Here is an 18537-nt window from a genome sequence, read left to right on the forward strand (position 1 = left end):
TGTCCTTAAATAATTACGGTCGTGCCAGCGTCGAGGTGCGACTGCACCAGTGCGCGCAGGTCGTCGAAGTATGGCGTCGGGTCATCGCCGGGCTTGAACGTCACCGATGGAGGAGCCACCTCCACGCTTTCGGGTTCGAGCTCCCTGGCCGCCCGCTGGCGGGCTTGGTTGCGTCGACTCGCGACAAGGCCGATGCGGTCGCTCCACGCGCTCAGCGGGGTAGAGTCGAGCGCCTCCAACAGCTTGGCCGCGCTGCTCAAGTCGGGCAGCAGAGCGGTGACGAGGTTGGCCTCTGCGAGGATGGCATTGCGGTCTGCGGGGTCCAGCTTGGCCCACTCGTCCCACGCTTCAAGCTCGGCCACGGCAGCGCGCTGGGCTTCAGCGAGCTGCTCCGCGCGCTGTGTGACGTCCTTGCGGAGAGCGGTGACGAGTTTGGCCAGAACAGGCGTGATGGGATTCGGGTCGTCGAGAAGTTGGCGCCCGTCTCGGATGGCTGTGACGGTTGACGATGCGTCTGCGGCTGCTGAGAGGCCGTCAGCGTGTCGCAGCAGTCGCTCCAGGACTTGCCATTCGACTTCACGCTTCTCGCGCTGCTGGACGGCGGCTTGCCAGCGCTCGAGGTCGGCGCTGAGACGCTCATGGTCGTCCGCGACATCGCGGAAACGTTGGTTTCCTCCGCCGGCGAGGAACGCATCGAGATGGTCGATATCCGGTAGTGCAGGAAGCGGCGGAGGACCGCCCGCGCGACTGGCGAGGTCCTTGAGCTGCTGGAGGAGTGCTGAGAGCTGTGCGCCTTCTTGGCCCGATTCGTAGGCGATGCCAGCAGTAGTGAGGAGTCCCCGCACTTTGAGCCGCTGGTGCATCGTAGGCGGAGTCTCGTCACGGTAGAGCGTGACCTTGCCGATCTGCGTCTGGGGCAACTCCTTAGGGCCGGTGAGATGCTTGCCCTCGTGGTCAACGCGAATGTTGCCGGCTGCGAAGAGGGTGAGGACCGCGCCGCTGACCGCGTCTCTCGGCCAGCCAAACGGCGGGCCGGCGAAACGCTTCTGGAGCTCGGCACCTTTCGTGCCGGCAGGGCTGACGGCGGCGAGCACTTCCCTGCAGACCGGGTTGGAGGTCGGCTCGCCGTGATAACCCGCCGCTGCCAGAGCGTCGGGGGCGCCCTCACGTGCCTTGGTGACGACCTTGCCCCAGCTTGCGTTGTCCCCCAGAGAGAATTTCGGGAACAGTCGAATGAGGGAGCGATTGGCGGCGGTCTGGACGGTCTCGCGAAGGTTAGTGGGGGTCAGCTCCGCGCCGCCCCCTTGAAAGATCCGCGCACGATTGACAATCTCTGTGAAGAGGCGAACGACTTCCTCCTCAGCGCGGTCTCGGCGAGACACCATCGCCTGTCTCGCAGCGCGACCTTCGTCAGTCTGTGGCACCGTCCGGCTGAGAGTCCTCTCGGCAGCGTCACGCGTCGCGAGCGCTTCCCTGATACGGTCCGGTTCGTGTCGCGGAAGGAAAACGAATACGACCGGGCTCTCGTCGCCGGCCTCAGCGGCCGCCTTCTTTGCGGTAGATTCGCTCACAGACCATTCGTCTCGGACCCAGACAGGGACATTCCCCTCGCCTGTTACAGGCTCCTCCCAGTGGATGTCGAGTTTTCGAGGGGTCTTGCTCGCACCTTGCGCCAGTTTTAACCCACCAAGTACCGACTCGACGGCAGAGACGAGCCGCTCGGCACGCAGTTGGCTAATGCGCGTCGCGTCGTCACGTATAGCGGCGAGTCGACTCCGGAAGTCCTTCTCCCACTCGGCGTCCTCCTGCGTGAGCAGCCGGTACTCATCTCCGACATGCACAATCCGACCTTCTCGGACGAGGGCATCGAGCAGCTCCGGAACACGCTTGCGCAACCGTGAACCGTCCCCTGCAAGGTCCTCGACCAAAAGGTCGGCGAGGAACGGCGCCGTTGTCCGCAGACCTGTCTCACCACCGAGGACCGGCTGAGACATCTGCGAGATTAGGAAGATAAGGGCACACAGGCGCCCCTTCGTGGCACTGTCGCCCCCTTCTCTCCTCATGCGCTGGATGAAGTCATCGACTTCGCGTAGAAGCACGCCGCTCATGAGCATGTCGACGTGCGCCTTGTCGTCGAAAAAGAGATAGTCAGCACCGATGACATGCCCAACGGGCCGGTCCGCTGCGGCTCGGACACCGCCATGGATAAGTCCCAGTTGGGACCGAACAAGCCCAGACTTGCCGGCACGGTCGACGGCGCGGAGCATCTCAGACCACAGTCGCCACCGGTTCGGCAACACAGGATAGTCCGGAACAAGCTTCCGCTTTTCCTCGGCACGTGGCGCGAAGCGCGTGCCACCAAGGTGGCGGTCGATCTCGCCGGCCGACGCGTCGATCGTTGACTTCAGCGTCGGGACGAGCTCTGGCTTCTTTCGCAGTACGACCTCGCGTACGACGGTCTCGACGTCCTTGTCGGACAGCTCGACGGGGAGCGGAAAGCGGTCGATCAGCTTCTGAAGGGTGGGCGTCGCGGTGAGCGCACTTTGGCCTGTGGCGACAAACAACACCCGGCTCTCGAACCGTGCGGAGCAACCCTGAACAATGTTCTGAACAGCGAGTGCTTTGTCATTGTCGTCGCCGATGTACTGCTGCATCTCGTCGAGCACGATGAGGGTGAGCGGCAGCTTGCCCGGCGTCGTCGACTGGAGCAGAAGGACGTCACTCATGACGTCGAACATCTCGTCGTCGCTTATATCCCTTGTCGTGGGGGGAAACTGCGTCTTGAGCAGGTCGCGCACGTCCCTGACCGAACTGCCTAGCGTTGGGTCTGCTTCGAGAAGCGCCTTGGCGATCACCGGGGACACGTAAAGGTCGTGGATTTCCTTGTCGAGTGTGCGGCCTTGCGTTTCGACTGCTGTGCGCACGATGTCGAGGTAGCCTTGCTCGCGAGCCCAAATTGTGAAGCGCGCGTGCTCGTACCGGGTGGGCAACCCAGCGCTTTCGAAGAGAATCGACAGAAAAGCAAGGCGCACAGCGTCGCTCTTGCCTGATGCAAGTGTGCCGGCCGCCGACCAAAGACCTCCGAGACGCTTCCCAGCGGTTGACAGCTCGGTGAGATGGTCGCGAACCTCATCTGGCAACGTGACGAGGCCCCGGGCTCGCTCTCCGGTGGGCAGCTGGACGTCGCGCCACAGATGCTCGAGCACGCGCACAAGGTGGGACTTGCCACTGCCGTAGAAGCCACTTACCCACACCGCCGGCTGCTGTGACTGTGCGAGGTTCGTGAGGAAGCTGTTGAGAATCTTCTCCAGGCCCTGCTGGTACTGACCGTCGCAGACGAAGCTGTGGAGCTCCCACCTCAGCACGTCCCACTGCTGCTCGGTCTCGGGTCGTACAACCTGTGCGACACCGTCGTTCGGGATCTTTGTCCGGGTCGGATCCCGGTAAAAAACCTCTTGATTCGTGCTCGTCATCAACCGCTCCCCTTCGGTGTGATCGGAATCGCCAGGTAGTTCCAGCCATCGCGAGCGTCAAGCAGTCTGTAACTGCTTCCTTCGTGCTCGCCGGGAAAAAAGACCAGTAAACGACCGGCGATGGCGTCATTTACTGCGTTGATTAGTGCTGAGACCTTGACTGCATCACCCAGACCGAACAACGTGCCGGCCCCGAGGAGCGCCACGATCCCATCCGTCGCGGTTTGCGTCGCGAGTTGCGACCGCACCTCGTCGACCAGAAAGCGGAAGAAGCCCGGCAGGGCGCTTTCGAGCAGCTCTGGATCCTCGAAGTAGGCTTCGCGATAGTCGTGTGTTGCCATCCACCCCTCGAACGACGTCGAAATATCGATGAGCGTCCACTGATGCTGATGCTCGGTCGTCGCTTGCTCGAAAGAAGGCAGGTACAGGCGGACCCGGCGCTCATGCTCCGGCGGATAGACCACCATCCAGACTCGCTGTGGGCCGGCGAGGTTCTGCTGCCATGGCAACGACACGAACCGTCGGTAAGCAGCAAGGAGCTGGTCGACGTAGCTCATAGAAGTCGCCCCTGCTTATCGCCGTGGAAGGGACGTAGCAACTCTCGAAATCCGACCTCGACAACGCCACCGGCCTGGCGCAGTTCTAGCATTCCCTGTTGGGATGCGACGGTCGCGAGCTCGAACAGCTGTGAGGGCGGCTGATCAAGGATCTTTGTCCACAGCGTGTCGAACAGTGCTCGACCCCGCACCCCCTCAACATGGCCGAGGAACAGAGCATAGGCAGCATTCGCCGGCTGACATGCCGCGCGGATACGTATCTTGGCGGCGCGCTCGGCGACAGCCAAGTGGCCGGTCTGCTCCCAGGAAGAGAACGTGTTACGCCCGATTTTGGCTAGGGTGCCGGCGCCATAGCTGTCCGGAAACTTGTTGCCCACCGCATCCGCAAGGTCAGCGGAGGTCAGCATCTCGCCTGGCGAAGTGCCTGTGATGATGGCGCTGCTGGCACGGAACACGGCGTCTCGGGTCAGGGCGCAGAGCCCGGCGAGCATGGGTTGGGCCGCCGTATCGACAGGCCACAGGTCTCGCAGCGCTCGGAATAACAGAGAGTCGCTGCGCAGGAGGTAGAGTTCGCGTAAGTACCGGTAGGTTCGCCGCCGCGAGCCGTCGGTGGCCTTGCCAAGTACATTGGCCTCAACCGCCGCATGCTCGTATGCCGCTGCCGGTGCGTCGATCGGCACCGCGTCGAGAAGCGCGCTCAACGCACTCACGACGATGGTATGGCTGGTGTTCGTTCCGCCGCTAATGTCACCGGCTACCATCTCGGCCGCGTGTACCCCGACCGCGGTTGCGTCAGCCACTGTCATGGGCTTCTGACTCGCCCCCGTTCCCATAGCCATCGATCGATCTCACCCCGTAGCACAGCTCACAGAGCCACTAGTATGACCATGGCCAGGTGAGCAGCGGACAGCCAGGTCGATCAGCCTAGAGGGCAGCCACGGTGTATGCGTTTGAGCCAGCCGCGAGGCGGCGCGTCGTGCGTCGTCTCGCGAAACTACGTCACTGAGAGTCACCGGTAGTTTGGCGACACACTGCCGACGTTCCGCTTACGGGCGAAGCCTGCTGAGCCCCGGGGCGACGGCCAGTGCCGAAAACTCAATCGCGTTCCTGCCTGCCCTGTGGTCGAGCACCGCATCGTCGACGACTCACGCGCCTCAACGCACGCCGGACGTAATCGACAGGAAACGTGAGATGCTCAGCTGACGGCGCAAGCGCACCGAGCAGACCCGGGCAGTCGACCGCCCGCGCCTGTTGCACGTAGTTTCCGATTGGGCCTTCCGGGCATCGGAAGTGCCATAGCCAAGGGCGCGGTCAACGCCAACGGCAGCCCTGGCTCTCGGACGAAGTACGTTCACCGCGCATCATCGGCCCATACTCGGTCGGTTGAACCGTCGAGATGAATCAGCACGTCATCGTGCCAGCTGTCGAGGGTGTTGCCGTCTTATCGAGGTAGCCCTCGCGCTGGCAAGGCGTGTGATCGGTTGACCATCTTTGGGATAGCTGGCTGGTGATCAAGTTCCAGGTCGAGCTCGGCCAGGTGACTGATGAGCCAATCGCGGGTTTGTTGGCGAGTAAGGGCCTCGTTAGCGATGCGATCAAGCTGACCTTCGTAGAAGGCGACGTCATGATCGTTCTCGAGGAACAGGCTTGTTGTGGGCTGTTGGTGATGAACGAGCGGGAGGTGCTGATCGTGTCGATAGAGGGCGAAACCCGTATGGAGGCTAGCCAGAGCGAATCCATCGGGCACGAGGTGGATGTGGTGATGAGGCAGCGACGACGTGATCAGGAGATGCAACATCTGCTCGTGCACGACCGCAGCACGTATTGTGCGTCCGAGCAGCGCGGTTTCGTGCAGATAGAAGGTGAAGGGACCCGGCACTCGGAGGGACGTTGACTGGCTGGTGAGTCGCGTGCGGACTGCTGTCTCGAGGGCGGGGCCGTCCTCGAGACCGTGCCTGGCGAGTACTTCGCGGATGTACGGTTCGATCTGGAGTTGCCGCGGGATGTCTACTGGGTCGTAGGCCGTGATGGTCTGGCTGCCGCTGTCGAGCACCTTGATGAGTGGAAGGTCGTCGGGGAAGCCTGTCGGGTGGCTTCTGACCTGGTAGCCGTCGTCGGGGAGGCGGTCTAGTGCTACTAGGTCGTCGAGTTCGTGAGGGGTTGCCTTCGCGCGGGCGAGGTAGATGGCGACGTCGCCGGCTTGGTAGTTGCGAAGGCCGCTTTCCAGGCGCGAGATGGTGGAGGCAGGCCAGCCGAGCATGCGACTGATGTCGGTTGCGAGGTAGCCAGCGCGCATGCGGATCCGCCGTAGCTCGGCGCCGAGCTCCCTCTGCTTTGCGGTCGACAGCTGCTGTGTCTTCTTCGCTTTCACCGGCTCCTGCTTAAGGTCGTTGCGGAAGGCAAGCCGTCCCACGACTGCTTGGGTCGTCACGGGCGCTGTGACGGCACGAGATGGCGGCCTACCTGCGGAAACGGCGTGTGTGACGGCTGTGTCGGCTTGCTTCGCGCCCGTCACGTCGGCCGTGAACCGCCATGGGAAGGGCGGTTTCGAGAGACAGCGGGCAGCCGTCACGTCGGTGTACGAGGAGCGCCGTGTCGTGTTGTGACGAGTTGCGCGGCTGTTCCGGCGACCTCCTGGAGGGCAGTTACGTGTCCGGTCAGTCGGGCGAGCCCAAGAGTGGTAAGGCGCAGCTTGGTGCGGCGCCCAGCGACCCGGATGGACACGTAGCCGGCCGCGGCGAGGAGCTCGAGATGGAGAGAGACGGAGTGCGGCTTGATTCGCAGAGCGTTCGCCAGAACCGCGTCTTCATACCAGTGCAGGTCGACAAGAAGGCACATTACGAACAGCCGGACCGGCAAGAGGAGAAGCGGGTCGAGGTCGCGGTGGGAGGACGGAACCGCAGGGCGTGCTGGTGGCATCACTGCTCACCACTTGTCAGCTCGTGAGAGTCAAGTCGTAGGGGGTGGAGCGCCGGGGACGATCCGACTGGGCTTTTCGGCAGCTCAAATGTGCCAGGGGCGAAGGGGCCGCCGCGGTGCGTGGCTGCGCTCTGCGGTGCGCCACCACCGCGAGGGAGCTTGCGCGCGGAATATCGAGGCTCAACCGCGGGGCCGGGCCGTGGCGCGATGATTAGCTGGTCCGTCGTCAGGCGCCCTGCTGCACATCGTGAACGGTGGGCGCGGTGCCGCCCCGCGTCCACCGACATAATGGTCCGGCCGTCCCGCTCGGGGGTAGTACGCGCGCGTTGACGTGGGCGCGACTGCGGGACGGCCGAAGTCTGATGGCGGCCGAAGAGACGGCACCAGCGGTGAGCCTTCCGGTGGCGTCCGGGCCCAGCCGTGGGGTTGGCGGGGCGGTTGAGGATCCGGAGCACCGCCACGCACGCGACGCATGGAGGTCCAGGCGGTACGAGGCACGAGCCGATGAGTACGACATGACCGCAGACCGCCTGGTAACACCCCTCATGGAGATCAAGCCCTCGGGCGAACGCCTCATCTGTGACGGCGTGATCGAGGCTGTCACCTGTGCAGCGGTACCAGCGAACGTAGAGGCGGTGACGCCGTGATCTGCTTGTGCCGCTCATCTCGCCCGCTCCCGAGTCGGTCCGTTGTGTTGAAATCATCAAAGTTGGATCAACGGAGAGAGGCCAGGGCGGAAGTGTCGGAGTTTAGCGACAGGGCAGTGGCATACTTCGGCATCACCTGCATATATGGCTGATATGCTGAGTTGCAAGTCAAGCAGTGCGAGGTGATCGATGATCGGCGTCCGACGACGCGACGGGCTGGTTTCAGCTCGCAAGACCGTGGGGTTGAGCCAGGAGAAGCTCGCTGAGATCATGGATGTCGATCGCCGGACGGTCATCCACTGGGAGGCGGGCGACTTCGCGCCCCTGCCGTTCCAGCGGCCGAAGTTGGCGAGAGTGTTGGGACGCTCCCAGGAAGAGTTGCGCGTCCTGATCGAGGGCTTGCCGGCGGCCCATCTGCCGCATGAGCTTGAACCTGCGTTCAGCTGGCTGGATCGTCGTGCGGGTTGGAGCCCTGGCACTACGCGTGAACGGGTGGGGGCACGTGTGTCGCCACCCGGGCGTCGCGGACCGCGGGTCGAGCGGAGCCATGCCGCCGACGCGTTGGCGAGCTACTACGGCGAACTGCCTGTCGGCTACGCACTCTACCAGGCGCGTTACGGAAAGCAAGGCGTCCGGACCAGCGTTCTGAGTCGGTCAGAGTGACTGGACCTGAGCTGCCAGCTGACGCCGGAGAACGACCAGCTGCTTCTGCGGCCTGGCCTTGGGGGCCACTCTTGCGGCATCAATGAGAAAGCGGCCGTTGGAAGGCTCGCGGAAGCGGCTGAAGGCGGCGTTCGGCTGGCTGACGTGCCGATCTACCGTCTGACGGAGCTCGATGTGGGCGGTGGCGCTCTATCGGGCAGCTTGGACGTCGTGCCCTTCGTCGAGTACGCCTTGACGTTGGACCTGCTTGAGCGCGAAATGTTCGAGACCCTGGCGGCGGAGAAGACCTTGCGTCCTGGCCACGTGCCCCTGCGGGACAAGTACTTGCCGGACCTCGCGACGGTGCTCGACCTGGCCGGACGGTTGTGCGCGGGCGGCGTGCTTGCCTTGACCGCGATCGCTCGGCCCGCGGACCCGTATCGCGGTGGTCGCGATTACCTGCTGCTCATCCAAGAGCGGTCCAGGAACGTGCTGAACGCGACCGGAAGCTTGGCCGTGATCCCGAAGGCGTTCCACCGGCCATCGACGGATCAACGCGCGGATGCTCGGATCGGAGCGACCCTGCGGCGTGCGCTGGAGAACGAGCTGTTCGGACGGGTCGACGTCGACAACACCGCGGGCAGTCAGCGAGCAGCTGATCCGATGCACCCGCACAGGTTGTCCGCGCCGATGAGGTGGCTGACCGAACAACCGGGACGCCTGCGGATGGAGTGCACCGGGTTCGGCCTCAACCTTGTCAGCGGCAACTACGCTGCGGGCTGTGCCGGGGATCCAGCGGGCTGAGCGGTCGAGCCATTCGAGGGCTGCGCCGATGTGCGGATCAGTCGTAAGCCGCTCGTCCTCGGTGATGCCCGATACCGCCTGAGCGGCGGGCGCCTCGCCGACCAGCTCGGCGAAGCGCGCACGCTCCGCCTTCGACGCTTGCTCAAACGCGGTGTCGAGCACCTGTTGCATCTCGGACTGCTGGACCAGGTCCGGCTTCTTGCGCCATGACGCCACGGTGCGTGCAGCGACGCCCAGCTTCTCGGCGAACCGCTCATTGCTCAATCTCAGTGCGGCTTGAAGTGCCGACGCTGATCGACCGGTCCATTCGTTGGCTCGGCTCATCGGTGCACCGAAAAGCCGATATGCAGCGGATATGCAGTGATTGTGCAGTGCTCCCGCACTGGTTGTGCATGGGATCGTGCGCTGATTCGGTCTTGAATTCTAGGTATGGAAATCACCTGGATCACCAGCCCGAATCGCCCGCCTTCAACGCTTCGAACGGACATGCTCGACCACGATCGCGAGGTTCGACTGAATGTCTTCGAGACGCTCAGTGAGCTCAGCCATCCGCTGCTCGAGAGCGTCCAGTCGGGGCCAGAGATCATGCCCGTCGTCGGCTGGCTCGTCCGGGTGCGGTGGAGTGCGATTTTGCAGCACTGCCAACAGATGCTGTGGGTGCCAGCCCAACGTCGTCGACAGGGCTTCGAGCGTGCGGGCGCTCCGGCGACGCTCCACGGTGTGGTGCTGCAACTCGCGCACGATCGCCTGCGACACGTGCGACCGCTCAGCAAGCTCGCGCTGCCGCCAGCCGAGTTCGCTGACGCGCATGTTGATCGCCTTCGCGACTGCCGCCCAGTCTTCCGACACGTATCCCTCCGCGCTCCGCCTCAGCGCTGAGATTAGCGGCTCATCGAGCTTTTATCGCGTCGCCTAGCGCATTCGCGGCGGCGCGTCGGACAAACGCGCCTTTCGAGGCGCTGAAATCAACAACATAGTCTTGAAATCATCAGATTGGTCTTTCTTATGAACTCGCAAATGACTTTCCACACCATTCAGCAGGCCGCCTGGATTCTGGGTGTTTCGCGCTCGGCTGCGAGTCGGGCGATCCGTACCAGGCAGCTGAGGACGATTCGCTCGCGGTCCGGTCTGCGGGTGTCGTCGACCGAACTCGCTCGGCTGCTCGGCACCACGAAGCAGGACGGAGGTGCGGCATGCACGCCGATGACCTCCGGCTGATCGGGATCGCGTGGCGGCTGGACCGCTTGCGGTGGATTCCCTCGGACGTCCTGACCGCCATCGTCACCAGCGAAGGGGTCTGCATGTGGCCATCGGCGGAGGGTGAACCGCCGCCGGCGCAGACCGATCAGCAGCTCGCCGACCGACTGTGCGGAGGATGTCCGGTCCGGGACGAGTGTCTGGAACTGGAGTTGCGCACTGCCGGGACGGACACGGCTGGTGTCTGGGGCGGGATGACCGACGACGATCGTCGGGAGCTTCATCCGCACTGGCTTCGACGCGGTGAACGGGTCGAGCGAGGTGTGCGATGAACGGCCTCACCTTGACGCCAACGCAGATACTCGCCGGAGTCGGCGTGCTGGTCGTGCTGTTCTGGGTTTGGCGGGCCGGCGCTCGCCGGGCGAAAGCCGCGGCAGAGAAGACGCGCAGCGGTGCACGCCTGGTCTCCTTGGTTGGCCGCGTTCTTTTCAACGCTGGGTTGATCGTGGCTGTTCAGTGGGTCGTCATCTCGCATCCGAGCAGCACGTGGCTGCGGCTCGCGGTACTCGGACTACCCGCGCTGTTCGCGTCTCATGCGCTGACTCGCGCTATGACCGTGACGACCGTCGACACCTCGAAGCGGGGTGGTCGCCGATGACACGAGCGCAACAGCTGGCCCAGGACACGGCCGAGGCCGCAGAGGTTCGGGCGTACGAGACCGATCCGGACGTCGTGGCGCTCCGGATAGAACGGGTACGTCGGCAGGTCGACTGGATGTGCTGGACGGGGATTGTCCTCGGACTGGCGTTCACGATGACGAACGTTCAGACCTTCGCTTCGACAGGGGCCCAGGCGTGGTCGCTGCCGTGGCTGGCTGCGTGGGTCCTGGATCCGACGGTGTCTCTCGTATTGCTAGCGATCCTTCGCGCGGAGCAGGTGACTGCCCGGTACCAGGTTCGCACCGGTGGATGGGTTCGGCGGGCGAAGTGGTTCACGCTCGCCGCTACCTACGTCATGAACACGTGGACATCTTATGCGAATGGAGATCCAGCGGCGATCGTCCTGCACTCGGTGCCTCCGCTGGTCGTCTTCGCCGCGGTCGAGGCGATCACTGATCTGCGCGACAAGCTGACCGATGCTGCCATCGTGGCTGCCGGTGAACGGCGAGGTGTTCAGGGCGAGTCCGTGAACACCGGGCGCCGGAAGCTGTTCGCCGACTACCTGGCCGACGCTCGGCGACGCTGGACACCCGATGTCGACGTCACGCCGGCGTGGATTCGGCAGGCGACCGGATGTTCGCGCGGGTTGTCGCCGCGGTTGGCGCGTGCGTTGCGCGCGGAGGTGGCCGATGACTGAGTCGGGCGCACTACCAGTGAAGGCAGATCCAGTGCTGGATGGCGAGCTGGTCGATGACACGTTGCCGCAACCACGTCGGCGCGCACGTCGTAACCGGCTGGCGATGTGGTGGCTGCATTCGCGGCGCGTGCCATTGTGGCTCAAGAACAAACCGCAAGCGGTTCAGGCCGCAAAGGACGCGGTTGCCTGGCTGGTCATGTCGCCCGTGCGCTTCCTCGGGGCGGTTGTCCGAGGGGTAGTGGCTGGCGCGCGTTGGTGGCGTGGCTGGGTGACGGTGCGGGACTATCGGGCTGCGGCAGAGGAGTCCGAGAAGCTGGCCGACAAGTTCACAGAGATCCGCGGGCTCACGCTGTTCCGCTGGAAAGTCACGGGCTTGATTCTCGCCGTCGTTGCTCTGGTGGTCGCGATGGTGGATCTCCTGTATGGAGCCGATCCATTGTGGATGGTAGGGGCTGGTACATCGGTCGCCTTGGCGGTTCTTGGTCGACGCAAAGACGGGAGTCCGGGACGGAAACCTGCGCTCGCAGGTCCGCGCACGCTGACATGGACGATGGACCCGCAGGTGCTGGTGGACGCGTTTCGGGATGCGAAGCTCATCGGCAAGGACGAGTCGCTGAGGCTTGTCGAGCGGGCAACGCGGGTTGGCGATGGCTGGGCCGTCACAGTCGACCTTCCCGCCACCCGCAAGGCCGCGGATGTCGTGAAGAATCGGGACGCGCTCGCGTCCGCCTTGGCGGTCGATGAGGTGCAGCTCATCGTGGAACGCGTCCGAGGCAACGGCGGTCACGCTGGTCGGGTCTCGATGTGGGTTGCCGACGAAGACCCATACGCGTCGCCTCCGGTACGGACGCCACTACTCGGGACGGCCCAGTGGGATGCGTGGCGTCCGGTTCCCTTCGGGCGAGACGCGCGGGATCGGCGGATCGATCTCCCACTGGTGTGGACGTCGTTGCTTGTGGGCGCGATTCCGCGACAGGGCAAGACATTCGCTGCGAGGCTCGCCGCTTCTGGGCTCATCCTGGACGCGTGGGTGCGGCTGTACGTCGCGGACTTCAAGGCGGGCAAGGACTGGGACTCGGCCGGCAAGGTCGCGCATCGGTTCATGGCAGGCGACGAATCCGAGCATGTCCTGACCCTCATCGGCTGGCTCGCCGAGCTGGTCGCGGAGGTCCAGTCGAGGTTTCGGCGGATGCGGGATCTCGATGACCTGACGTGCCCGGAGTCGAAGGTCACGCCGGAGATGTCTCGCGACAAGGCGCTGGACATGCCGATTACGGCGATCTTCATCGACGAGGTCCAAGTTCCGCTTGAGCACCGCACATCTATTGAGGTGCAGGGGAGGAGACTGACGGCGGGCGAGTACGTCGGCGAGTTGCTGACGTGGTTGGCGAAGAAGGGGCCGGCTGCCGGAATCGTGCTAGTACTGGCGACGCAGCGACCGGACTCGAAGACGATTCCGTCCGGCTTACGTGCGGTGCTCGGCTCGCGATTCGCGCTCCGAGTGATGGACTGGCGCGACTCGAACATCGTACTCGGAGAACAGATGAACACGCGCGGGTTCGATTCGTCTCGTCTGCTGCCGTCGCACAAGGGCGTGGGCATCCTGCGCCCGGACGGCGACACCGCGGCCGGAGCCGATGTGCTCGCGATGACCGTCCGGACCTACTACATGCCGAACGAAGACTGGCGAACGATCTGCGAGCAGGGACGGGCGCTGCGCGAAGCGGCCGGAACCTTGACCGGGTACGCGGCGGGCCAGGACGTGACGCCAGTGCTCGACCATGCTGCGGTGGTCATGGAAATCGGTGCAGGTGGTGGCGGTGACGCGGTTGGCGAGCTGCCTGAACCGTTCGCGTCGATCGTCGACTACCTCGGGGACGACCTTGGTCCGGAGGGCCGCGAGTTCGTCCCAACCGCAGAGCTCCTGGACGTGCTGAAGGTCGACCGGATGACGCTCGCACAGCAGATGAGTGAGGCGGGATGTCGGCCGACGCGGGATCGGATCACGACAGGAAGCGGCGAGACACGGCAGGTTCGCGGTTACCTGACAGCTGAAATCAGGAGTGCCGTAGCACGCATGGCCAGCGGTGACGCATCGGAAGATCTCGGTGATCAGACATGAGCGCCGAGCATTCGAAGAATTGGGGCGTTCAAGTTATCCTACCTGCTGGATTGCCTGCTGTGTCGCCTGCGGTCGCACGCGGATTGCTCGCCATCCTGATCGAGCTGACCGAGGTGCCTGTCCTGGACGGACCGGCGGAGGAGGCAGGCAATGACGGCTGAAATCAGTAACGATCCGTGGTCAACGCTGGACGACATTCTGGGACTACAGGCCGCGGACCCGGTGGATGAAGGAATCGGAGAGCTTGCGGTCTACGGCCGTTGCTCGACCGAGGACAATCAGGACCCGGAAACCTCACGAGGCTGGCAGTTTGGGAACGCGCGCAAGTTCGTCGAGCCGCTCGGTGGCCGGATTGTGGCGGAGTACTTCGACATCGGGCAGTCGCGCTCAGTGCCTTGGGAGCGCAGGACCGAGGCATCTCGGTTGCTCGCCGAGCTGAAGAATCCGCGCCGGACGTGGAACGCCCTGGTCGTCGGCGAGGGCACCCGATGCTGGTTCGGCAACCAGTTCTCGCTGATCGCCCCGCGGTTCGCCGCCTATGGGGTGGAGCTGTGGGTTCCGGAGCTTGGCGGTCGGTTTGACCCGCGGAATCCGTCGCACAAGATGCTGATGAGCGTGCTCGGCGGCATGAGTGAATCGGAGCGGCAGCACGTTCAGGCCCGGGTCAGGGCTGCGATGGATGCGCAGGTTCTCAACGAGGGACGGCATCAGGGCGGGCGTGCCCCGTACGGCTACGTGGTCGTGGACGGCGGACCTCATCCGAACCCCAGGAAGGCTGCAGAGGGTTTCCGGCTGCGGGTGCTCGCGATCGACGAGCCTGCTGCCGAGGTCGTGCGGCGGATCTTCGCCGAGTACCTCGACGGGAAGGGCGATCGAGCGATCGCGAACGGGCTCAACCTCGATGGGATTCCGTGCCCTTCCGCTCGGCGGCCGGAGCAGAACCGGCATCGGCTCGCCGACGGATGGCAGGGCAGCACAACGCGATCGATTCTGGAGAATCCGCGCTACACCGGGTACGCCATCTTCGGCCGATGGGCGAAGCACGAGACGCTCCTGAACCCTGACGACGTCGGTGCCGGGCATGTGGTCCGGTTCCGGCGCGCGGCACCTGACCGCATCGTGCGCTCACGGCAGCCGGCGCATCCAAAGATCGTTTCGGTTGAGGACTTCACACAGGCCCAGCTCATGCGCAGGTCACGGGCTGCAGGTGGACTGCGCGGCATCGCGAAGCTGGAGCGCGAGCGGCCCGCTGCCAAGCACACGTACCTGCTGAAAGGGCTGGTGCGCTGTGACATCTGCGCTCGGAGGATTCAGGGTGCGGTGATTCGGAAGGGCATCTACTACCGGTGCATCGCGCGGACGATGGCGCCGGGATCGCCGGTGCTAGCCGACCATCCGAAGACGGTGAACCTTCGCGAGGACGTCGTGATCCCACCGCTCAATACCTGGCTGTGCCAGGTCTTCGACCCGGACAACCGCGACGAGACCGTGGCCACGATGGTCGGAGCCCAGCCGGGTGGGTCGGGAACGGGACGCGAGACCGTTGAGAAGCGGTTGAAGGCCGCAGAGGCACGGTTGCGGCGTCATCAGGTGGCGATCGAGGCTGGCGTGGATCCGGCGGCGCTCGTGGACGCGATGAACCTTGCTCAGGCGGAGCGTCAGGCAGCACGAGAGGAACTGGAGAACCTGCCTGAGTCCGCCACGATCGACGCAGCTGAGGTGTACGCCATGCTGGACTCGCTGGGTGATGTCGAGCGGGCACTCAACTCGCGGAACCCGGACCGCATCACGCAGGTCTACCGGGATCTCGGGCTGCAAGTGCTCTACGACAACAAAAAAGAGGCGGTCGTAGTGACCGCCTCTCCACGTGTGGATAACGTGTGTGTCCGAGGGGGGACTTGAACCCCCACGTCCGTTAAGGACACTAGCACCTCAAGCTAGCGCGTCTGCCATTCCGCCACTCGGACTTGCTGATGAGAAGAGACTATACGTCACCGGAGAGGCCCGAATCAGGGGGGTACGTATCGTCACGGAGACTCACCTTGAGACCATAATCGGTTACCGTCCGACAGGTTCTCGACCCCATCCTGGGTGGCCATCGCGCGTGAGTCCGCAGGTCAGCGGCCGTAAATGCGAGATGTGAGCAGCGTGTGACATTGAGTGACAGTCGCTCAAGGCAGGCCGTCGATGCCGAGGGAATCAAACCCGGTCACCCAGCGCTTACACGTCCGTGAAGAAGATTGGTTTCCTCTCGTTCGGCCACTGGTCGCCGAGCGCGCACTCCGAGACCCGTTCCGCCGCCGACTTCCTGCATCAGTCGATCGACCTGGCCGTCGCCGCCGAGGAGCTCGGCGTGGACGGCGCGTACTTCCGCGTACATCACTTCGCGCGACAGGCCGGCAGTCCGTTCCCGTTGCTTTCGGCGATCGGTGCCCGGACCTCGAAGATCGAGATCGGTACCGGCGTGATCGACATGCGGTACGAGAACCCGATGTACATGGCCGAGGAGGCGGGCGCCGCCGACCTCATTTCCAACGGCAGGCTCCAGCTCGGTGTCAGCCGTGGATCCCCGGAGCAGGTGATCGACGGCTGGCGGTACTTCGGGTACGGGCCCGCGGAGGGGGAGACGGCCGCGGACATGGCCCGGCAGCGCGCCGAGGTCTTCCTGAAGCTGCTTGACGGAGAGGGCTTCGCGCAGCCGAACCCGCGCCCGATGTTCGCGAATCCGCCCGGGCTGCTTCGGCTCGAGCCGTACTCCGAGGGGTTGCGCGAGCGCATCTGGTGGGGTTCCAGCTCCAACGCGACCGGTGTGTGGGCCGCCCACCAGGGCATGAACTTGCAAAGTTCGACGCTCAAGGATGACGAGACGGGTGAGCCGCTGCACGTCCAGCAGCGCAAGCAGATCGAGGCTTACCGCGAGGCTTGGAAGGAAGCCGGTCACGCGCGCGAGCCGCGGGTGTCGGTCAGCCGCAGCATTTTCGCGCTGACCAACGACCGCGACCGTGCCTACTTCGGCCGCGACCGCGACTCGCGTGATCAGGTCGGCATGATCGACGAGACGACCAGGGCGATCTTCGGGCGTTCCTATGCCGCCGAGCCGGACGAGCTGGTGCGCGAACTCAAGGCCGACGAGGCGATCCAGGCCGCGGACACCCTGCTGCTGACCATCCCGAACCAGCTCGGGGTCGAGTACAACGCGCACGTGCTGGAGAGCATCCTCACGCACGTGGCGCCGGAGCTCGGCTGGCGCTGAGAATGCGCGATTCGGCCGATGGGCAGGGGCGCCGGGCCTGACTAGGATCGAAACATTCCCCGGCCATCGGAGGGTCCCATGAGGCTGCCCCGAGTCCGTATTCTGCTCGGCCTGGTCCTGGCCTTCTGCCTGGCCTTGCCGCCCACCGCGCAAGCGGCCGCTCCCGCCCCGCTCGGCGGCGGGAGCGTGCTGCAATCCAGCGCCTCGTCCCGGTGTACCGCTGGATTCGCCGCGGTTTCGGGCAACGTCGGCTATCTGATCGCGAGTTCCGCTTGCGGCAGGCCCGGCGACACCATCCGCAGCGCGGGCCGCGTGGTCGGAGTCGTCGCGGCGGCCCAGATCCCGCCGACCGGCGCGATCGTCATCCGCGTGACCAATACGACCGACTGGCGGCTGGTCGCGTCGATTCCGCCCGTCGACAGCCGGGTGACGATCGGCGGTGCGGTCGAAGCACCGGTCGGCGCCTCGGTGTGCAAGTACGGTTCGACCACCGGCTGGCGGTGCGGGACCATTCTGGCCAAGAACGTGTCGATCACCTTCCCCGAGGGCACTTTGACCGGCTTGACCCGTACCTCCGTCTGCGCCGAGCCCGGTGACAACGGCGGGCCGTTCGTCAGTGGGACGCAGGCGCAGGGGGTGCTGATCGGCGGCAGTGGCAACTGCTCTTCCGGTGGCTCCAGCTACTTCTTTCCGGTCAACCGTGTCCTGTCCGCCTACAGGCTGACGATCCTCGCCGGGACCTAGGCTGACGGCGTCGAAGATCGTCTGGTGTTCCGGGGTGAGTCTGCCGGCGTCGGCGTTGAGCGCGGCGCCGTTGGCGACGGTGTGCATGGTCAGCACCGGGAATGGGGTGCGTCCCAGCGGTGGCCCGAATCGGGCGAGATAGCCGGCCGCGGCCGGATCCGGGGAGATGCGGGGCGCTTTCGCCAGGATCCGCCGGTAGCCGACACCCACGTTCCAGCTCGGGTTGCCGCCCGCGCGCTGTTCCAGGGCGACCCTGTCGATGCCGAAGGTGCCGACGCGGTAGAAGCGATCCCAGGCGCTCTGCCAGAAAACCTGCTCCGCGACGTCCTGCCGCCGGGGCCGGGTGCCGTCCAGCGATCCGGTCCGGCTCCGGATAGGCCAGCGAGTACTAGCTGAAGATCACCGAGCGCAGGAGAAGCCTGTCGGAACCACGGCCACCGTTGGGGCGGAGCGAAAAGTAGGAGTCGCTCTTGCAGTCGTCGTCCAGGAAGACCACCGCGCGTGAGTCGGTGTCATTGCGCGGACGGAACGCGTCGACGTCCCAGTCGGCTATTTCGGGGATTTCGATGCATTCGCCGCTGGGCGGGTCCACCAGGGTGCCGATCTGGATCTCTTCGTCTTCGTCGTAGTAGCGGTAGGTGAATTCCCCTTCGGCCGCGGAGGCCACCGCCGGAATCGAGAAACACAGGGCGACGGCACTGGTCATGGCGAGGAATGCGGTACGTGTACGCATGGGACGACGGTAAAACGATCATCGAGAACTCCGGTAGGCGTCACGGCCACGTCCACTCGCCGGTGCCGGTGCTCGACCTGATCGTGGGTG

18 protein-coding genes and 1 tRNA gene are annotated in these 18537 nt (G+C 64.8%); 11 read left to right on the forward strand and 8 right to left on the reverse strand.

Annotated elements, in window-relative coordinates:
- Positions 1 to 5 precede the first annotated feature (5 nt).
- The 5 genes from brxC to ACZ5IK_RS40080 all read right to left on the reverse strand — a co-directional run bounded on the left by brxC (position 6) and on the right by ACZ5IK_RS40080 (position 6949).
- A complete protein-coding gene (brxC, locus tag ACZ5IK_RS40060) occupies positions 6 to 3473 on the reverse strand; it encodes a BREX system P-loop protein BrxC (protein WP_465492469.1) in 3468 nt (1155 codons plus the stop codon).
- Positions 3473 to 4030 (reverse strand): hypothetical protein, encoded by a 558-nt coding sequence (locus tag ACZ5IK_RS40065; RefSeq protein WP_465492470.1) that lies wholly within the window; start codon positions 4028 to 4030, stop codon positions 3473 to 3475. The genes brxC and ACZ5IK_RS40065 overlap by 1 nt, the downstream gene beginning before the upstream one ends.
- Positions 4027 to 4836, reverse strand: a complete 810-nt coding sequence (locus ACZ5IK_RS40070) for a hypothetical protein (protein ID WP_465492471.1) — start codon at positions 4834 to 4836, stop codon at positions 4027 to 4029. Before ACZ5IK_RS40070 ends, ACZ5IK_RS40065 begins: the two co-directional genes overlap by 4 nt.
- Positions 4837 to 5471: 635 nt before the next feature.
- The gene (locus ACZ5IK_RS40075; protein WP_465492472.1) at positions 5472 to 6443 is read right to left on the reverse strand and encodes a helix-turn-helix domain-containing protein; all 972 of its coding nucleotides are present in this window, start codon (positions 6441 to 6443) and stop codon (positions 5472 to 5474) included.
- Between the two features lie 155 nt (positions 6444 to 6598).
- On the reverse strand, positions 6599 to 6949 hold the full coding sequence (locus ACZ5IK_RS40080) for a transcriptional regulator (RefSeq protein WP_465492473.1): 351 nt from the start codon (positions 6947 to 6949) through the stop codon (positions 6599 to 6601).
- A gap of 836 nt (positions 6950 to 7785) precedes the next feature.
- Here ACZ5IK_RS40080 and ACZ5IK_RS40085 point away from each other — a divergent pair.
- From ACZ5IK_RS40085 to ACZ5IK_RS40095, 3 genes are all read left to right on the forward strand, one after another.
- A complete protein-coding gene (locus ACZ5IK_RS40085; RefSeq protein ID WP_465492474.1) occupies positions 7786 to 8259 on the forward strand; it encodes a helix-turn-helix transcriptional regulator in 474 nt (157 codons plus the stop codon).
- 144 nt (positions 8260 to 8403) lie between these two features.
- Positions 8404 to 9042, forward strand: coding sequence for a hypothetical protein (locus ACZ5IK_RS40090; protein WP_465492475.1), 639 nt, complete (start codon positions 8404 to 8406; stop codon positions 9040 to 9042).
- A gap of 30 nt (positions 9043 to 9072) precedes the next feature.
- Positions 9073 to 9252, forward strand: coding sequence for a hypothetical protein (locus ACZ5IK_RS40095; protein WP_465492476.1), 180 nt, complete (start codon positions 9073 to 9075; stop codon positions 9250 to 9252).
- A 258-nt stretch (positions 9253 to 9510) separates the two neighbouring features.
- On the opposite strand, the gene ACZ5IK_RS40100 is transcribed toward ACZ5IK_RS40095, so the two are convergent.
- Positions 9511 to 9891 (reverse strand): helix-turn-helix domain-containing protein, encoded by a 381-nt coding sequence (locus tag ACZ5IK_RS40100; RefSeq protein WP_364199407.1) that lies wholly within the window; start codon positions 9889 to 9891, stop codon positions 9511 to 9513.
- Between the two features lie 344 nt (positions 9892 to 10235).
- Here ACZ5IK_RS40100 and ACZ5IK_RS40105 point away from each other — a divergent pair, with 344 nt between their 5' ends.
- From ACZ5IK_RS40105 to ACZ5IK_RS40130, 6 genes are read left to right on the forward strand one after another with little or no spacing between them, the layout of a single operon-like run.
- Positions 10236 to 10571, forward strand: coding sequence for a WhiB family transcriptional regulator (locus ACZ5IK_RS40105; RefSeq protein WP_465492477.1), 336 nt, complete (start codon positions 10236 to 10238; stop codon positions 10569 to 10571).
- Positions 10568 to 10897 (forward strand): hypothetical protein, encoded by a 330-nt coding sequence (locus tag ACZ5IK_RS40110; RefSeq protein WP_465492478.1) that lies wholly within the window; start codon positions 10568 to 10570, stop codon positions 10895 to 10897. The genes ACZ5IK_RS40105 and ACZ5IK_RS40110 overlap by 4 nt, the downstream gene beginning before the upstream one ends.
- Positions 10894 to 11595 carry a hypothetical protein gene (locus ACZ5IK_RS40115; RefSeq protein ID WP_465492479.1) on the forward strand — a complete coding sequence of 234 codons (702 nt, stop codon included), beginning with the start codon at positions 10894 to 10896 and terminating at the stop codon, positions 11593 to 11595. Before ACZ5IK_RS40110 ends, ACZ5IK_RS40115 begins: the two co-directional genes overlap by 4 nt.
- A complete protein-coding gene (locus ACZ5IK_RS40120) occupies positions 11588 to 13717 on the forward strand; it encodes a cell division protein FtsK (RefSeq protein ID WP_465492480.1) in 2130 nt (709 codons plus the stop codon). The genes ACZ5IK_RS40115 and ACZ5IK_RS40120 overlap by 8 nt, the downstream gene beginning before the upstream one ends.
- On the forward strand, positions 13714 to 13878 hold the full coding sequence (locus tag ACZ5IK_RS40125) for a hypothetical protein (RefSeq protein WP_465492481.1): 165 nt from the start codon (positions 13714 to 13716) through the stop codon (positions 13876 to 13878). Before ACZ5IK_RS40120 ends, ACZ5IK_RS40125 begins: the two co-directional genes overlap by 4 nt.
- A complete protein-coding gene (locus ACZ5IK_RS40130; RefSeq protein WP_465492482.1) occupies positions 13868 to 15619 on the forward strand; it encodes a recombinase family protein in 1752 nt (583 codons plus the stop codon). Before ACZ5IK_RS40125 ends, ACZ5IK_RS40130 begins: the two co-directional genes overlap by 11 nt.
- Here the strand turns inward: ACZ5IK_RS40130 and ACZ5IK_RS40135 are convergent.
- Positions 15601 to 15684 (reverse strand) — tRNA-Leu (locus ACZ5IK_RS40135). The two genes, ACZ5IK_RS40130 and ACZ5IK_RS40135, sit on opposite strands and share 19 nt — an antisense overlap.
- Before the next feature lie 263 nt (positions 15685 to 15947).
- Between ACZ5IK_RS40135 and ACZ5IK_RS40140 the strand changes: the two genes are divergently transcribed.
- Complete coding sequence (locus ACZ5IK_RS40140) at positions 15948 to 16970, forward strand: LLM class flavin-dependent oxidoreductase (protein WP_465492483.1); 1023 nt, start codon at positions 15948 to 15950, stop codon at positions 16968 to 16970.
- A gap of 78 nt (positions 16971 to 17048) precedes the next feature.
- Entirely contained in the window at positions 17049 to 17714 is a 666-nt protein-coding gene (locus tag ACZ5IK_RS40145) for a S1 family peptidase (protein ID WP_465492484.1), read from the forward strand.
- Positions 17715 to 18102: 388 nt separating this feature from the next.
- On the opposite strand, the gene ACZ5IK_RS40150 is transcribed toward ACZ5IK_RS40145, so the two are convergent.
- Positions 18103 to 18447 (reverse strand): hypothetical protein, encoded by a 345-nt coding sequence (locus tag ACZ5IK_RS40150; RefSeq protein ID WP_465492485.1) that lies wholly within the window; start codon positions 18445 to 18447, stop codon positions 18103 to 18105.
- Between the last annotated feature and the right edge of the window lie 90 nt (positions 18448 to 18537).

It is taken from the genome of Amycolatopsis sp. NPDC031561 (assembly GCF_055580625.1).

Bases quoted from the DNA above. Each gene is read 5' to 3' on its own strand.
- brxC (WP_465492469.1), bottom strand. From the start codon at position 3,473: ATGACGAGCACGAATCAAGAGGTTTTTTACCGGGATCCGACCCGGACA.
- ACZ5IK_RS40065 (WP_465492470.1), bottom strand. From the start codon at position 4,030: ATGAGCTACGTCGACCAGCTCCTTGCTGCTTACCGACGGTTCGTGTCG.
- ACZ5IK_RS40070 (WP_465492471.1), bottom strand. From the start codon at position 4,836: ATGACAGTGGCTGACGCAACCGCGGTCGGGGTACACGCGGCCGAGATG.
- ACZ5IK_RS40080 (WP_465492473.1), bottom strand. From the start codon at position 6,949: ATGCCACCAGCACGCCCTGCGGTTCCGTCCTCCCACCGCGACCTCGAC.
- ACZ5IK_RS40085 (WP_465492474.1), top strand. From the start codon at position 7,786: ATGATCGGCGTCCGACGACGCGACGGGCTGGTTTCAGCTCGCAAGACC.
- ACZ5IK_RS40105 (WP_465492477.1), top strand. From the start codon at position 10,236: ATGCACGCCGATGACCTCCGGCTGATCGGGATCGCGTGGCGGCTGGAC.
- ACZ5IK_RS40110 (WP_465492478.1), top strand. From the start codon at position 10,568: ATGAACGGCCTCACCTTGACGCCAACGCAGATACTCGCCGGAGTCGGC.
- ACZ5IK_RS40115 (WP_465492479.1), top strand. From the start codon at position 10,894: ATGACACGAGCGCAACAGCTGGCCCAGGACACGGCCGAGGCCGCAGAG.
- ACZ5IK_RS40120 (WP_465492480.1), top strand. From the start codon at position 11,588: ATGACTGAGTCGGGCGCACTACCAGTGAAGGCAGATCCAGTGCTGGAT.
- ACZ5IK_RS40125 (WP_465492481.1), top strand. From the start codon at position 13,714: ATGAGCGCCGAGCATTCGAAGAATTGGGGCGTTCAAGTTATCCTACCT.
- ACZ5IK_RS40130 (WP_465492482.1), top strand. From the start codon at position 13,868: ATGACGGCTGAAATCAGTAACGATCCGTGGTCAACGCTGGACGACATT.
- ACZ5IK_RS40145 (WP_465492484.1), top strand. From the start codon at position 17,049: ATGAGGCTGCCCCGAGTCCGTATTCTGCTCGGCCTGGTCCTGGCCTTC.
- ACZ5IK_RS40150 (WP_465492485.1), bottom strand. From the start codon at position 18,447: ATGCGTACACGTACCGCATTCCTCGCCATGACCAGTGCCGTCGCCCTG.